The following is a 16,026-nucleotide window of genomic DNA, read 5'->3' on the forward strand; positions in this document are numbered from 1 at the left end:
GCCTTACTCGCCGATGTTTTCCGGCAGGTTCTGGTTGAAATACTTGACGTAGATCTCGTTCAGCTTGCCGTTCTCGAGGTTGGTGGCGACCCACTGGTCGATCCAGGCCTTGAGCTCGGGATCGTTCTTGCGCAGGCCGACCGCCATCGGATAGGCGGCGAGCGTCAGCTTGACCTCGAGGCCCTTGTCCGCGTTCTGCTCGGCGACCGAATTGGCGGTCGAGAGCGCGGCGGCGAAGACGTCCTGCTGGCCGGTGGCGACGGCGGTGTTGGTGGTCGCCTCGTCTTCGTAGCGGACGATGTTGGCGGCGGCGCCCGATTCCTTGACGGCGCGGGTCAGCTCGATGTCGGCCGTGGTGCCGCGCGCGACGGCGACGTTCTTGCCGCCGAGATCGGCGGTCGAGGTCAGCGCAACGGCCTTCGGCGCAGAGACGACGACCGGAACGACGCCGTAGGGCTTCGAATAGTTGACGACCTTCTTGCGCTCCTCGGTGATCGAGAAGGAGGCGATGACGATGTCCGCCTTGTTGGCGAGCAGGAACGGCACGCGGTTGGCGCCCGAGACCGGCACGACTTCGAGCTTCACGCCGAGATCGTCGGCGAGCAGCTGGGCGGTCTCGATGTCCGAGCCGATCGCCTTCGCCTGCGCGTCGAGCATGCCGTAGGGCGGGTGGCTGATGTCGACCGCGACGCGCAGCGTGCCGCGCTCCTTGATCTGCTCGGGCGTGTCGGCCTGGGCGCTGGCTGCGCCGGCGCAGAGCGCGAGCGACAGGGCGACGCCGCCGAAGAGACGTTTCATGTTCATAGTGTCTTCCTCCACTTGGTAGAAATCGGGCCGGGCGGTCAGAGACCGTTGCCGACGAACTGGCGCAGCTCCGGCGTCTGCGGGTTGGCGAGCATGTCGCCGGTGCCGGTCTCCCAGATCTTGCCGTGGTGCATGAACACCACCTGGTCGGCGACGGAGCGGGCGAAGGCCATCTCATGCGTGACGAGCATCATCGTCATGCCTTCCGAGGCGAGCTTCTCGATGACGCGCAGCACCTCGCCGGTCAGCTCCGGATCGAGCGCCGAGGTCACCTCGTCGAACAGGATCAGCTTGGGTCGCATGGCGAGCGAGCGGGCGATGGCGACGCGCTGCTGCTGGCCGCCGGACAATTGCTCGGGATAGTTCTGCGCCTTGTCCGAAAGGCCGACCTGCGCCAGCACCTCGCCGGCGAGGGTGCGGGCCTCGGCGGCGCCGATCTTGTGCACCTTGCGCGGCGCGAGCGTCACGTTCTGCTCGACGGTCAGGTGCGGGAACAGATTGTAGCTCTGGAACACGATGCCGACGTCCTGGCGCAGCTCGCGCAGGTCGACATTGCCGTTGTGCAGGTCGCGGCCGCAGACGGTCAGCTTGCCGGCATTGATGCGCTCGAGCCCGTTGACGCAGCGCAGCGCCGTGCTCTTGCCGGAGCCCGAGCGCCCGATCAGCGCCACCACTTCGCCGGTCTTGACCTCGAGGTCGATGCCCTTCAGCACCTCGAGCTCGCCGAAGCTTTTGCGCACGCCCTCGAAGCGCACGAGCGGGGTGGCGTTGGTCATGGAGCTGGCCTCGATCGCGCTGGCGGTGGTCGTGTTGATTTTCGATGTCGCGTTCATGGCGTTCCTCAGCTGCGGGTGAGGCGTCGTTCGAACCGGCGCGCCAGCGCCGACATCGGGAAGCAGATCGCGAAATAGATCAGCGCCGCGATGGTGAAGACGGTGAAGGGCATGAAGGTCGAGTTGTTGATGACCTTGGCCGAGTAGGTGAGGTCGAAGAAGCCGATGACGACCGCGTAGGAGGTGTTCTTCACGATCTGCACCAGGAAGCCGACGGTCGGCGGCACGGCGATGCGGAGCGCCTGCGGCAGGATCACGTAGACGAAGCGCTGGGTGTTGGTGAGGGCCAGGCATTCGCCGGCCTCCCACTGCGTCTTCGGTACCGCCTGGATGCAGCCGCGCCAGATCTCGCCGAGATAGGCGCTGGAATAGAGCGTCATCGCGATTCCGGCGGCGACCAGGGCCGGCACGTCATAGCCGCCGATCGAGATGCCGAAATAGACGACGAACATGATGACGGGCAGCGGAATGCCCTGGATCAGCTGCACGAAGGCTCCGGAGAGCCAGTTGAGGCCGCGATTGTGGGAGGCGCGGGCGAGCGCCACCGGCAGGCCGAGAAGGGTGCCGCCGACGAAGCCGAGCAGCGACAGGACGATGGTCCAGCCGGCGCCGCGGAAGATGAAGGCGAGCTGCTCGATGGTCAGTCCGAACATGGGCGGGATCCGTGCGTCGCGGGAAGGGGCAGGCGGAAGCGGGCGGCGCGCATCAGAGCGACGTGCCGAGCCGGCGCTTGCGGGGGAAGGAGACCTGGGCGATGCCGAGCAGGGTCAGCCGCAGCAGGCACGCCATCGCCAGATAGATCGCCGCGATGACGAGATAGACCTCGAAGCCGCGGAAGGTGAAGGACTGGATCATGTAGGCGACGCCGGTCAGCTCCTCGGCCGAGATCTGCGACATGATCGAGGTGGCCAGCATCATCAGCACGAACTGGCTGACGAGCGCCGGATAGACGCGTTCGACCGCCTGCGGGAGCTGCACCGACCAGAGGCTCTGGCTCGGCTTCAGCGCCAGGCAGGCGGCGGCCTCGAGCTGGCCCTTCGGGATGCTCTGGAAGCCGGCGCGCATGATCTCGGCGGTGTAGGCGCCGACATTGATGACGAGCGCGATGACGGCGGCGGGGAAGGGGCCGACCCGGATCTGCAGCACGGCGAGGCCGAAGAACAGCCAGAACACCTGGATGATGAGCGGCGTGTTGCGGATGCCCTCGACATAGATGGTCACGAGGCGCTGCACCCAGGGCGGACCATACAGGCGGCCGATGGCGCAGCCGGTGCCGAGCGCGAAGCCGGGGACGATGGAGACGAAGGTCATCCCGAGCGAAAGCCAGATTCCGTACCAGATATCCGGCATGTAGTCGTTTATGAACGAGAAATCGAATTCATATGACAAGACGTAATTCCACCCGTTCCGCTACGTCTTGCGACGAAGAGGTTTTGTATTCCCGGATCTAAAGTTTGGTGGGGATTCGTAAAATACGAACGGATACGATCAATATAGATCGTAGTTCGAATTATTGCGTGCCTCCCGCGCCGCTTTCCCGTGGGGTATTCTTATTATTCTGTTGACTGGAACAGATCTAACATGATTGATTGGTGCACGCAATAACCATTTTATCGGAAATGAACATGTCGACGCCAGCCCCAATCTCCCCGGTGATCCAGCTCAATCCGACGGACAACGTCAGCGTGGCGCGGGCGGTCATTTCCGCCGGCACCGTGCTGCCGGGCTCAAATGTCGTGGCGCGGAACGAGATTCCGAGCGGCCACAAGATCGCGACGCAGCCGATCGAGGCGGGCGAGGCGGTGCTGAAATACGGCCAGGTGATCGGTCTCGCCAGCGCGTCGATCCAGCCCGGCGAGCACGTGCATCTGCACAATCTCGCCATGCAGGACAGCGACGTGACCCATGAGTTCGCGGTCGACGGCCGGCCGACGCCGCTGCTGCCCGAATCCGAGCGCCGCACCTTCGAGGGCTATGTCCGCCCGGACGGCCAGGTCGGCACGCGCAACTATATCGGCATCATCACCTCGGTGAACTGCTCGGCCACCGTCTCGCGTGCCATCGCCGACGGCTTCAATCGCGGCGGCGGTCTCGCCGGCTTCGACAATGTCGACGGCGTCGTGGCGCTGACGCACGGCACCGGCTGCGCCATCTCGACCAAGGCCGAGGGCTACCAGTTCCTGATCCGCACGCTGAGCGGCTACGCCAAGAACCCGAACTTCGCCGGCATCCTGATGATCGGCCTCGGCTGCGAGACCAACCAGATCGAGCCGATCCTGGAGAAGTTCGGCCTTGAGGAAGGGCCGATGCTGCGCACCATGACGATCCAGCGCCTCGGCGGCACGCGCAAGACGATCGAGACGGCGTCCGAGATCATCCGCGAGATGCTGCCGATCGCCAATGCCATGCAGCGCACCACCGTGCCGCTCACCGGCCTCAAGCTGGCGCTGCAGTGCGGCGGCTCGGACGGCTATTCCGGCATTTCCGCCAATCCGGCGCTCGGCTACGCGGCCGACCTCCTGGTCAAGCATGGCGGCACGGCCGTGCTGAGCGAGACGCCGGAGATCTACGGCGCCGAGCATCTCCTGACCCGTCGCGCCCAGTCGCCCGCCGTGGCGCAGAAGCTGATGGACCGGATCGATTGGTGGCGCGACTACACCGTCAAGAACAATGCCGAGCTGAACAACAACCCGTCGCACGGCAACAAGGCCGGCGGCCTCACCACCATCCTGGAAAAGTCGCTCGGCGCCGTCGCCAAGGGCGGCACCATGCCGCTCGCCGCCGTTTATGAATATGCCGAGCCGATCGACCAGAGCGGGTTTGTCTTTATGGATACGCCCGGCTACGATCCCGTAGCGGTAACGGGGCAGGTCGCGGGGGGCTGCAACATTATCGTTTTCACCACCGGTCGGGGGTCGGTGTCCGGGTTCAAGCCTGCGCCGTGCATCAAGGTCGCGACAAACAGCGAGATGTACGAGCACATGCAGGAGGACATGGACGTCAACTGCGGCGGCATCGTCACCGGCGAGGACACGATCGAGGCGGCCGGAGAGCGCATCTTCGAGGCCGTCATCGCCATCGCGTCCGGCCAGCACACCCTCAGCGAAGATTTCGGGTTCGGCGATAATGAGTTCGTGCCATGGCAGATCGGCGCGGTGACCTGAAGGTCACGAGACGCGGACAGGACAAGCGTGGGGCCGGTGTCGACAGGACGCCGGCCTATGCGTCGATCACCGAGCGGTTGCGTCGCGGCATCGAGAGCGGCGGCCTGCCCGAGGGCGCGGTGCTGCTCGAGGGGCCGCTCGCCTCCATCTTCGGTTCCAGCCGCTCGCCTGTGAAGCAGGCGCTGCAGCTGCTCGAGGAGGAGGGGCTGCTCAGCCGCTTCGACGGCCGCGGCCTGCTGGTCGGCACGGGCGACGTGCCGAAGCGGATCAAGATCTCCGCCGACATGCTCGACATGGAGGCCGGCGCCGCGCCGCCGCCCAAGCATTTCGCCTGGCAGTCGCTCTATTATGATTTCGAGCGCGAGGTCATCCTGCGCTCCGTGTTCGGCCGCTTCCGCGTCAACGAGCTGGCGCTGGCCCGCCATTTCGACGTCGGCCGGACGGTGGCGCGCGATCTCCTGATCCACGCCCAGCAGGTCGGCATCGTCGCCAAGGGCGAGAAATCGCACTGGTGGATCATCCCGCTCGACGAGGCGCGCTTCCACGATCTCTACGAGCTGCGCATGCTGCTCGAGCCGGCGGCGCTCGGCGCCGCGATCGGCAAGATCCCGCCGGACGTGCTCGCCGCCATGATCGCGCATCTCGAGGCCGGCCTGCGCGGCGAGGTCGACGGCGACGCCGGCAGCGCCGAACTCGACGTGCTCGAGGAGGAACTGCATATCGGCTGCCTCGCCTATGGCGGCAATCCGGAGATCGTCGAGGCGTTGAAGCGCACCCGCTGCATCCTCGTCTCGGGCAAGCACCTGCAGGTCGCGCTGCAGCGCGAGCCCTTCTTCGATTCGTTCATGGAAGAGCATCTCGAGATCATGCGGGCGATCGGCCGCCAGGATGTCGCGACGGCGAAGCACCTTCTCTGGCAGCATCTGCTCGCCTCCAGCGAGAAGGCGGCCGAGCGTCTCGCCGCCTTCCGATCCAGCCACGCCGTCACGCCGTCTACCTATTTCGTCTGAGGGCGACGGGCGGCGGAACTTTGCCGGCGCATTTCCGTCGCATCGGATCCCTTTGCTTCGGCATTGTCTTGCAGTTGTTTCTATATCAAACGAATGATCGGTATTGCGCGGCGCGTGATTTGCCACCATTGTGCGCCGCGCTTCGTCGTCTGCTTCGGGCGACGGCGCGACGAGTTTCGCTGGTCGGGGACGGTTCCTTCATTGTGAACGCCCAGTGCCGGCAAGGCCCGCGCATCCCTGGAAAAGGGGGCGCTGTTCCGGTGTGTCGGGGGGAGATGCCGGGACGGGGGACGGGGAGGGCAGCCTAGGGTGCTCGCCCCTCCCTCGGGCACGACAGCCTCCGCTTCTCCACAGGATCCGATCGGCGCCGAGACCTTTCCGAACCGTCCGTCTTGTGCAATCGTCGGACCGGCAGGGGGGAGCAATCCGCAGAAAACGGCCATGGTCGCGCATCCGACGATGCGCGTCGTTGCGCCGGTGCCCCCATTCGCGCAGCAGGGAGCATCAGCGCATGCGCTTCGACCTCGTTCTCACCAAGGGCCGGGTCATCGATCCGTCGCAGGGCATCGACCGCGTCACCGACGTCGCGTTTGCCGACGGCAAGGTGGCGGCGATCGGCGACAACCTCGCGGCCGCGGGCGTCGATGTGCGCGATGTCTCGGGCAAGATCGTCACCCCCGGCCTGATCGACCTCCACACCCATGTCTATTGGGGCGGCACCTCGCTCGGCGTCGACGCCGAGGATTATGCCCGCCAGAGCGCGGTGACGACCTCGGTCGATACCGGCAGCGCCGGCCCCGGCAATTTCCCCGGCTTCCGCAAGCATGTGATCGAGCCGAGCGCGGTCCGCATCCTCGCCTATCTGCACGTATCCTTTGCCGGCATCTATGCCTTCTCCAACCGCATCATGGTCGGCGAGAGCCACGACATGCGCCTGATGGCGGCCCAGGACGCGGTCGAGGTGGCGGACGCCAACCGCGACGTCGTTGTCGGCATCAAGGTGCGCATCGGCCGGCACGCCAGCGGCGATAGCGGCATCGCCCCGCTCGACGTCGCCCTGCAGGTCTCCGACGAACTCGGCATGCCGATGATGGTGCATATCGACGAGCCGCCGCCCTCCTATGAAGAGGTGGTGGATCGGTTGCGCCCCGGCGACGTGCTGACCCATTGCTTCCGCCCGTTCCCGAACGCGCCGATCGACGGCAGGGGCCGGATCAAGCCGGAAGTGCTGGCGGCGCGGCAGCGTGGCGTGGTCTTCGACATCGGCCACGGCATGGGCTCGTTCGCCTGGAAGACCGGAAGGGCGATGCTCGCCGAGGGCTTCGCGCCCGACACGATCTCCTCCGACGTGCACGCGCTCTGCATCAATGGGCCGGCCTTCGACCAGGTCACGACGATGTCGAAATTCCTGGTGCTCGGCATGTCGCTCCGGGATGTCGTCGCCGCCTCGACGGTCAACGCCGCCAAGGCGCTTCAGCGCCCCGAGCTCGGCACGCTGAAGCCGGGCAGCCCCGGCGACGCCAGCATCCTGTCGCTGCGCGAGGGCCGCTTCCCGCTCGAGGATTCGCGCGGCGTCGTCGAGACGGTCTCCGAGCGGATCTTCGCCGACGGCGTCGTCGTCGCCGGACGCTGGTGGCATCCGGTCTGACGATGTCGACGGCCTAGTCGATCCGGGCGGCGGGCAAAACGAACAGAGCGATGAGCGTCGCGTGAACATGATTCGGCGCCGTCTCGCGCCGATGAATTCCGCGACGCCGGCCGTCGATATTTTGGGCTTGCGGAAGAATACTGCGCGGTCGCCGGGCCGGATTCCCGTTCGTCATAATTTAGCGTGGCGCATTCAAAAAAAGAGCTTGGCAGGAATGCTCCGCCCGAACATGATCGGGTCTTCGGCGCCCAGGCGAGGCGCCCACGGGGCAGGTTCCGGGTTCCGGAACGGGTCCGCGGGTCGAGGGGTTTCAGGCCCGCCGGCCGGCAGCGGAAGGGGGAGGACAGACAGGCCCGACGCGGGCGGACCACGATCCTTGATGGGTGGCCGCGGCCTTTTGCGGCCAGCTTCGTCGGGGGCATGAAACGCATCTCTCCGTTCTCTGACACGCCAGGGGAACAACAAACAATGTGGCGACTGTCACGGGGGGATGGGGGTTACCAGACAACTCTTTCGATCGTTCTCCATTCACGCAATGAATACGACAGGAACAGTTCAATGTACCAAATCAAGAAGCGCAGGGTTCTCGGTCTTCTGGCTGGCGCCGCCGTTCTGCTGGGCGCGACGACCGCGTCGCGCGCCGAGACGCTGAACGTCGTCGTCGCCTATTACAGTGCCGCGACGCAGGGCGTGTTCGAGGGCATGGCCAAGGATTTCATGGAGAAGAATCCGGGCAATGAGGTCAAGATCGAGGTCATCCAGTGGGATAACCTGCAGCAGCGCCTGACGACCGACATCGCCGGCGGCACCACGCCCGACATCGCGATGATCGGCACGCGCTGGCTGGTCGACTACGTCAAGAACGACATCGCCGAGCCGATGGAGCTGACGCCCGAGTTCAAGGCGGGCTTCATCGAGGCCTTCCTGTCGCCGTCGACCTTTGACGGCAAGCTCTACGGCCTGCCGGTCGCCGCCTCGGCGCGCGCCATGTATTACAACAAGGACCTGCTCGCCAAGGCCGGCGTCAACGAGCCGCCGAAGAACTGGGACGGCGTCGTCGACACGGCGCGCAAGATCAAGGCGCTCGGCTCGGATGCCTATGGCTTCGCGCTGCAGGGCAAGGAAATCGAGACCGACGCCTACTGGTACTATTCGCTCTGGACGCATGGCGGCGAACTGCTCACCGATGGCAAGTCCGGCGTGAGCAGCCCGGCCGCGGTCAAGGCGCTGACGCTCTACAAGTCGATGATCGACGAGGGGCTGACCGAGCCCGATCCGACCGGCCTGAACCGCCAGGACATCGAGCGCCTGTTCAAGCAGGGCCGCATCGGCATGATCCTGACCGGCCCGTGGCTGCGCGGTCAGATCAAGGAAGAGGCGCCGACGCTCAACTACGCGATCGCGCCGATCCCCGAGGGCGAGGCCAAGGCCACCTACGGCGTCACCGATACGCTGATGGTGTTCAAGTCGAGCTCGAAGAAGGAACTGGCGATGAAGTTCCTGACCGAGACCGCCTTCAGCCCGAAATGGCGCATCGAGTTCTCGACCAAGGAAGGCTTCCTGCCGGTCATGAAGGAAGAAGCGGCGGCGCCGATCTTCGCCGACGATCCGCAGCTCCGCGCCTTCACCGACATGCTGCCCTATGCGCGCTTCGCGCCGCTGATCACCAACTGGGAGCAGATGGTCGACGTCGTCATCGCGGCCCTGCAGAAGGTCTATATCGGCCAGGCCGAGCCGGAGCCCGCGCTCAAGGACGCGGCCGCGCAGATCGACGGCCTGATCCAGGACTAGTCGCCTCCGCATCGCGCTGACATCGGAGCGACAATGACCCGAGCCAATACCAGGCCCTCGGACGGGATAGGGCGCGCTGCGCCCTATCTCCTCGTCCTGCCATCGATCCTGTTCGCCTTCTGGATCATCGGCTACCCGATCTACGACATGGCCAACATGTCGCTGCATGCGGTGAACCGCTTCGGCAAGACGGGAGCCTTCAACGACTTCGCCAACTACAGCCGCCTGTTCTCGCACAAGCTGTTCCTCGATTGCCTGCTCCGGACGCTGGTCTGGACCGTCTGTGTCGTGGGCGGGACCGTGCTGCTTTCGGTGCCGATCGCGCTGATCCTGAACGAGCGTTTCTACGGCCGGACGCTGGCGCGCATCATCATCATGCTGCCCTGGGCGGTGTCGCTGACCATGACCGGCATCGTCTGGCGCTGGTCGTTCAACGGCCAGTTCGGCATGGTCAACGCGACCCTCTCCAGCTTCGGATTGCAGGATACGCCGGTCGAATGGCTGGCGACGGCGACGACCGCCTTCCCGATCCTGATCGCGATCGGCATCCTGGTCTCGATCCCCTTCACGGTGACGGTGATCCTCGGCGGCCTTTCCTCGCTGCAGGCCGACATCTTCGAGGCGGCGAAGATCGACGGCGCCAGCGGCTGGCAGCGCTTCCGCCATCTGACGCTGCCGCTGATCCGGCCGTTCCTCAACATCGTGCTGGTCCTCAACTTCATCTATGTCTTCAACTCCTTCCCGATCATCTGGGTGATGACGCAGGGAGACCCGGCCAACAGCACCGACATTCTGGTGACCTGGCTCTACAAGCTCGCCTTCCGCTATGGCGAGCTCGGCGTCGCCTCGGCGCTGTCGATCGTCATGTTCCTGATTCTGCTGGCGCTCACGATCGTCTACGCGGTCCTCGCCATGCGGAACGAGCGGAGGCAGGCCTGATGGAAAACCGCACCCGCAAATCGATCCTGATGTGGTTGCTGCTGTCGCCGCTGGTGGTCGTCATCCTGTTTCCCTTCGCGGTGATGGTCTCGACGGCGGTGAAGCCACGGGCGGAGGTGCTCGCTTATCCGCCGCGCTGGTTGCCCTCCGAGATCCGCCTGCAGAACTTCGTCGACATGTGGGAGGCGACGCGGCTGGGGCCGGCTGTGATGAACAGCCTGCTCGTCAGCGTCGCGGCGACGCTTCTGTGCCTCGCCATCGCGATCCCCGCCGCCTACGCCTCGTCGCGCATGCAGTTCACCGGCCTGAAGCTCTATCGCCAGTTCCTGCTGGTGACGCAGATGCTGTCGCCGATCGTCCTCGTGCTCGGCATCTTCCGCCTGATGGCGTCGCTGGGGATGGTCGACAAGCTGCCGGCGCTGGTGCTGGCCTATGTCGCCTTCAACCTCGCCTTCTCGGTCTGGATGCTGCAGGCCTATTTCCAGACCATCCCGAAGGAGCTGGAAGAGGCGGCGAAGCTCGACGGCGCCTCGACGCTGCAGCGGATGCGGCTGATCTTCCTGCCGCTCGCCCTGCCGGCCATCGGCATCACCGCCGTCTTCGTCTTCATCTATTGCTGGAACGAATTCGTGCTGGCGATGACGCTGCTGCGTTCGCCCGAAAGCAACACGCTGACGATCCAGACCTTCTCGCTCGTCGGCGGGCGCTACCAGGTCGACTGGGACCACGTCATGGCCGCCACGCTGGTCGCGAGCGTTCCCGTCGCGGTGATCTTCGCGCTGCTGCAGCGTGCGCTGGTCAGCGGGCTGACGGTCGGCGCCGTGAAGTAGCGGCCCGCAAGCCTCCCATCCGGCACGGCGGGTCCCCGGGGCCCGCCGTGTCCCCACGCCAGATTCGTCGGAGACCGAAATGGGACTGAAGGAATGGTTCGGCCTCGAGGGCAATCGCGCCCTCGTCACGGGCTCAAGCCGCGGCCTCGGCCGCGAGATGGCGCTGGCGCTGGCGGAAGCCGGCGCCGACATCATCATCACCGGCCGCACGCAGGCGACGCTCGACGCGACGGCGGCCGATATCCGCGCGCTGGGCCGGCAGGCCTGGACGATCTGCTCCGACATGGCCGTGCCGGAGGAATGCGAGGCGAGCTGCGAGCGCATCCTCGCCGAGATCGGCCCGGTCGACATCCTGATCAACAATGTCGGCAATCGCGACCTGAACGTGCCGATCGTCGACGAGACGCTCGACGACTGGCGCAAGCTGATGGATCTGAACGTCACCAGCTGCTTCCTGACGACGCGCATCATCGGCGGCGCCATGCTGAAGCGGGGCGAGGGCGGGCGGATCATCAACATCGCCTCGATCAGCGGCCTGATCGCCAATCGCGGCATCGGCGGTCGCCATTACGAGACCGGCAAGGCGGCGGTGCTGCATTTCACGCGCTGCGCGGCGGCCGACTGGGCGCCGCACGGCATCACCGTCAACGCCATCTGCCCTGGCCTGTTCATGACCGACGCCAACCGTTCGTGGAACGAGAAGCGGCCCGAGGTGATCGAGGCCTTCGTGCAGAACATCCCGATGGGGCGGCCCGGCAATCCGCCGGAGATCGGCCCGCTCGCGGTCTATCTCGCCAGCCCCGCGGCGACCTACGTGACGGGCGGCGCCTATGTCATCGATGGCGGCTATACGCTCTGGTAGATCGGGTCTGCGGGGAAAGGCGTAACTTGCGGCGGGGAATGGGACTGACTTTACCTCTCCCTGAGGGAGAGGTCGGAGCGAAGCTCCGGGTGAGGGCTTACGGCCCTACCCGGATGGTTCCCTAAACCCTCACCCGCCGCCGTTCCGGCGCCGACCTCTCCCTCAGGGAGAGGTGAAGAACGAGGACTTGCACGCGGGCACACGGCCCGCGCTGCAACGAGGGAGAGAACGTGTCGATACATTTCTTCGGTCGCCTGCCGGACGGCACGACCATTTCCGAGATCCGGCTTGCCAACGCGTCCGGGGCCACCGCCTCGATCCTGACCCTTGGCGCGGCCCTGCGCGATCTCGTCGTGCCGGTCGAGGGCGGCGAACCGCGCCGGGTGGTGCTCGGCTTCGAGGCGCTCGACGGCTATCAGGACAACCCGCGCTATCTCGGTGTCACGGCCGGCCGCCACGCCAGCCGCATCGATCGCGGCCGGCTGGTGATCGACGGGATCGCGCATCAGCTGGCGCTGAACGAGGGCGGCCTGCATCTGCATGGCGGCCCGGTCGGATTCTCGCGAAAGCCCTGGCGCATCGTCGAATCGGACGAAAGCTCCGTCACGCTCGGCCTGGTCTCGCCCGATGGCGACGACGGCTATCCCGGTGAGCTCGACGTGCGCTGCACCTATCGCCTGCTGGAGCCGGGCACGCTGTCCGTGACGATGACGGCGACGACTGACGCCGCGACCATCGTCAACCTCGCGCATCATTCCTACTTCACGTTGCTGCCGGGGGAATCGCTGCGCTGGCACAGCCTCAAGGTGGACGCGCTCGGCTACACGCCGTTCGGGGCCGACCTCGTGCCGACCGGCGAGATCGCCGATGTCGCCGGCACGCCCTATGATTTCCGCGCGCCGCGCCCGGTCGCCAATCCCTTCGGCGATCCGGACTTCCTCTATGACTGTGCCTTCGTCATCGATCGCGCCGGCCACGAGGACGGCAAGGGGCTGGTGCGCGCCGCCCGCCTCGAGGCGCCGGACGGCAGCCTCGCCATGGAGGTGCACACGACCGAGCCCTGCCTCATCGTCTATGACGGCGCCGGGCTCGAGCCGAGCTGGCCGCCCACCGGCGGCATCGCGCATGTCGCGCATGCCGGCATGTGCTTCGAGCCCATGCAATATCCCGACAATCCGAACCAGCCGGCCTTTCCCTCGGCGGTGCTGCGCCCCGGCGAGATCTATCGCCAGGTGACGGAATACCGCTTCAGCTGAGCCCGTTCCGGCTCAGCGCGCGGCGAGTCCGGCGGCGATCGCCGCCATCGGATGGGTCGCCTTGCTGCGCGAAAGCCGCTCGACCTGGCACCGGCAGGAGAAGCCGGTCGCCAGGATCTCGGCCTCGCCCGCGATCGGGCCGGCCCAGGAGGCCTTGAACAGATCCCGGCTCATCGCCTGGTGGCGCGCCTCGTGGCCGAACAGGCCGGCCATGCCGCAACAGCCGGTCGCGGTCGGTGCCACCGGCAGCTTCACGGTTGCGAAGATCTCCTGCCAGAGCCTGAGCGACTGCGGCGCGGCGGAAGCCTCTGTGCAGTGGACCATCAGCCGCTGGGCCTGCGCGTCGCCCTCCCGCGCGGTCGGCCAGATGTCGCCGGCGGCGCGCCGTTCCCCCAGGAATTCCTGCACGAGAAGCACTTTCGGCAGGTCCGTTTCTATTTCGCGAAGCTCGCTCCGCGTCATCAGCACGAAGGCGGGGTCGACGCCGATCATCGGCAGGCCGTGCGCGGCGAGGGCGCGCAGCGCCGCCGCTTGCCGCCGGGCCAGCTTCTCGAAGCGGCGGCGCATGCCCTTGACGTGGCTCGCCTTGGAGCCGGGCGGCATGGCGACGATCACCGGCCGGTAGCCGAGCGCCGCGAGGCCGTCGCAGACGGCGGCGACAGCGTCGGTGTCGAAGGTGGCGGTAAAGGCATCCTCGAGCACCAGCACGGTCCGCGCGTCGCCAGCGGGATCGCGGATCCGTCCCGGCATGACGACCGGGTAGCCAAGGGATGCGAGGCCGCGCCGCGAAATGGCGGGCAGGTCGACGAGGCCCAGCAGCGGCCGCGCCAGGCGATAGGCGATCGGCGCCAGCCGGCGCGCCAAGGGCCGCGTCGCCGCGATCACGGGGGCGAGCGCCTCGACGGCGACCGCCGCATGGTCGCGCAACGGCCGCCGGTGGGTCGCGTGATACGCATCGAGAAACTGCGACTTGAGGCTGGGCACGCTGACATGGGCCGGGCAGGCGCTGCCGCAGGCGTTGCAGCCGAGGCAGGTGTCGAGCGCGGCGTGGGCGTCCTCTGCGATCGCGTCCTGCTCCGGCGCCCCGGCGGCGACCGCCTGCCGCCAGCGCCGCACGACCTCGGCCCGCCCCTTCGGCGACTGGCGAAGATCGCGCGTCGCCTTGAAGGGGGGGCAGATCGGCACGGTCTTGCTGTAGTTCAGGCAGGCGGCGTTGCCGTTGCAGTGGAAGGCGCGCTCGAAGGCGGGATCGTTCTGCGCGTTGCCCTCGCGGAAAGGCAGGTCGACGATGCCGAGCGGGCGGCGCCTCACCGTGACGAGCTTGCCGGGATTGAAGCGCTCGTTCGGGTCGAAGGCCTGCTTGACGGCCTGGAGCGCGGCGAAGGCGACGGGACCGACATAGTCCGGCAGATAGGCGCCGCGAATGCCCTTGCCGTGCTCGCCCCAGAAGATGCCGCCCTGCGCCTTGCAGAGCGCGTAGACCGCGTCCGAGACGTCGCGGAACACGGCCTGGTCAGCCTTGCCGTCGAGGTCGAGCGCCGGGCGGACATGCAGGCAGCCGACGTCGATATGGCCGTAGATGCCGTATCGGAGGCCATGCCGGTTCATGATCGCGTCGAAGCCGTCGACGAAGGCGACGAGGTTCTCGACCGGCACGACGCAATCCTCGACGAAGGCGACGGGCCGGCGCGCGCCGTCGCGCTTTCCGAGCAGGCCGACGGCGGCGGAGCGGGTCGACCATAGGCGGGCGCTGTCGGCCGCGTCGACGGCGCAATAGGTGCCGATCGCGCCGGGGAGACTCTCTGCCGCGTCCTGAAGGCGCGCCACGGCGGCATCGAGCGCGTCGGCGTCGGCGCCTGCGAACTCGACGAACAGGTACGAGATGCGGTCGTTCGCCGCGCCGCGGATCGCCGGCGGCAGGCCGTCCATCAGCCCCGCCTCGCGGGCGAGCCGTTGCACCCAGTCGTCCATGATCTCCATCGCCAGCGGCTCGTGGGCGAGCAGCGGCGTGCCGGCGGCGAGCGCGTCGGCGAAGCGCGAAAAAGCGACGACGACGAGGCGCTTGTCGCGCGGCCTGGGCGTCAGCTTGAGGCGGATGCGGGTGACGAGGCCGAGCGTGCCCTCGGCGCCGAGCAGCAGACGCCACCATTCCAGCCGGTCCGCGGCCGGGCGGGCGCGCTCGAGGTCGTAGCCGGTGAAGCGGCGCGAGATGCGCGGCGTGTTCGCGATCAGCGCGGCGCGCCCGTCATCGCAGGCCGTGGCGACGGCCGCGAGCATCGGCGCTGCCCAGTCGGGGGCGGCCGCGAGGCTGCTGAGCTTTCGCCCGCCGTCCAGCACGAGGTCGAGGCCGAACACGTTGTCGCTGGTCTTGCCGTAGATCCGCGAGCCCTTGCCGGAGGCATCGGTGCTGACCATGCCGCCGATCGTGCAGCGGTTCGACGTCGAGGTATCGGGCGCGAAGAACAGGCCGGTATCGGTGATCGCGGCGTTTAGTTCGTCGAGCACGATGCCGGGCTCGACATCGACCCAGCCCTCGGCGGCGTTCACTTCCAGGATTCGCGTCATGAAGCGCTGGAAGTTGACGATGACGCCACGATTGAGGCTCTGGCCATTGGTGCCGGTGCCGCCGCCGCGCGCCGTCACCGGCAGCTCGGCGAAGGCCGGTTCGGCCGCGACGCGCATCAGGATCTCGACGTCGGCAGCCGCCTTCGGCGCGACGATCAGATCCGGTTCCAGCTGGTAGACGCTGTTGTCGGTCGCCATCGCCGCCCGCGAAGCGTGGTCGGTGGTGATGTCGCCGGCAAAGCCGGCGGCCCGCAGCGCCTCGGCGAAGGCGGCGGTCGATGCGGGAGCGGTCGAAGCGGGAATAGCGGTCTGGATCATGTGGCG

At 67.0% G+C, this 16,026-nt stretch carries 13 protein-coding genes; 8 read left to right on the forward strand and 5 right to left on the reverse strand.

Features of this window, described 5'->3' with window-relative positions; translation table 11 throughout:
- Positions 1–3: 3 nt before the first annotated feature.
- The 4 genes from G539_RS0108050 to G539_RS0108065 form a co-directional block, all read right to left on the reverse strand.
- The gene (locus G539_RS0108050) at positions 4–804 is read right to left on the reverse strand and encodes a transporter substrate-binding domain-containing protein (protein WP_029074733.1); all 801 of its coding nucleotides are present in this window, start codon (positions 802–804) and stop codon (positions 4–6) included.
- A 38-nt stretch (positions 805–842) separates the two neighbouring features.
- Positions 843–1,580 (reverse strand): amino acid ABC transporter ATP-binding protein, encoded by a 738-nt coding sequence (locus G539_RS0108055; protein WP_035830787.1) that lies wholly within the window; start codon positions 1,578–1,580, stop codon positions 843–845.
- Between the two features lie 65 nt (positions 1,581–1,645).
- The gene (locus G539_RS0108060; RefSeq protein ID WP_029074735.1) at positions 1,646–2,290 is read right to left on the reverse strand and encodes an amino acid ABC transporter permease; all 645 of its coding nucleotides are present in this window, start codon (positions 2,288–2,290) and stop codon (positions 1,646–1,648) included.
- A 52-nt stretch (positions 2,291–2,342) separates the two neighbouring features.
- Entirely contained in the window at positions 2,343–3,026 is a 684-nt protein-coding gene (locus G539_RS0108065) for an amino acid ABC transporter permease (protein ID WP_029074736.1), read from the reverse strand.
- Between the two features lie 230 nt (positions 3,027–3,256).
- Here G539_RS0108065 and G539_RS0108070 point away from each other — a divergent pair, with 230 nt between their 5' ends.
- From G539_RS0108070 to G539_RS0108105, 8 genes are all read left to right on the forward strand, one after another.
- A complete protein-coding gene (locus tag G539_RS0108070; protein ID WP_029074737.1) occupies positions 3,257–4,801 on the forward strand; it encodes a UxaA family hydrolase in 1,545 nt (514 codons plus the stop codon).
- The gene (locus G539_RS0108075; protein WP_029074738.1) at positions 4,777–5,811 is read left to right on the forward strand and encodes a GntR family transcriptional regulator; all 1,035 of its coding nucleotides are present in this window, start codon (positions 4,777–4,779) and stop codon (positions 5,809–5,811) included. Before G539_RS0108070 ends, G539_RS0108075 begins: the two co-directional genes overlap by 25 nt.
- 511 nt (positions 5,812–6,322) lie before the next feature.
- Positions 6,323–7,459 carry an amidohydrolase/deacetylase family metallohydrolase gene (locus tag G539_RS0108080; RefSeq protein ID WP_029074739.1) on the forward strand — a complete coding sequence of 379 codons (1,137 nt, stop codon included), beginning with the start codon at positions 6,323–6,325 and terminating at the stop codon, positions 7,457–7,459.
- A gap of 558 nt (positions 7,460–8,017) precedes the next feature.
- Positions 8,018–9,250, forward strand: a complete 1,233-nt coding sequence (locus G539_RS0108085; RefSeq protein WP_035830553.1) for an extracellular solute-binding protein — start codon at positions 8,018–8,020, stop codon at positions 9,248–9,250.
- A 33-nt stretch (positions 9,251–9,283) separates the two neighbouring features.
- A complete protein-coding gene (locus G539_RS0108090) occupies positions 9,284–10,189 on the forward strand; it encodes a carbohydrate ABC transporter permease (RefSeq protein WP_051231199.1) in 906 nt (301 codons plus the stop codon).
- Positions 10,189–11,019 carry a carbohydrate ABC transporter permease gene (locus G539_RS0108095; protein ID WP_029074742.1) on the forward strand — a complete coding sequence of 277 codons (831 nt, stop codon included), beginning with the start codon at positions 10,189–10,191 and terminating at the stop codon, positions 11,017–11,019. Before G539_RS0108090 ends, G539_RS0108095 begins: the two co-directional genes overlap by 1 nt.
- Positions 11,020–11,098: 79 nt before the next feature.
- Positions 11,099–11,881: an SDR family NAD(P)-dependent oxidoreductase gene (locus G539_RS0108100; protein ID WP_029074743.1), complete on the forward strand. Its 783-nt coding sequence runs from the start codon at positions 11,099–11,101 to the stop codon at positions 11,879–11,881.
- 230 nt (positions 11,882–12,111) lie between these two features.
- On the forward strand, positions 12,112–13,137 hold the full coding sequence (locus G539_RS0108105) for an aldose epimerase family protein (RefSeq protein WP_029074744.1): 1,026 nt from the start codon (positions 12,112–12,114) through the stop codon (positions 13,135–13,137).
- A gap of 12 nt (positions 13,138–13,149) precedes the next feature.
- On the opposite strand, the gene G539_RS24135 is transcribed toward G539_RS0108105, so the two are convergent.
- Entirely contained in the window at positions 13,150–16,020 is a 2,871-nt protein-coding gene (locus G539_RS24135) for an FAD-binding and (Fe-S)-binding domain-containing protein (RefSeq protein ID WP_035830558.1), read from the reverse strand.
- Positions 16,021–16,026 lie beyond the last annotated feature (6 nt).

Origin of the sequence: Kaistia adipata DSM 17808 (genome assembly GCF_000423225.1) — a bacterium.
Lineage (GTDB): Bacteria > Pseudomonadota > Alphaproteobacteria > Rhizobiales > Kaistiaceae > Kaistia > Kaistia adipata.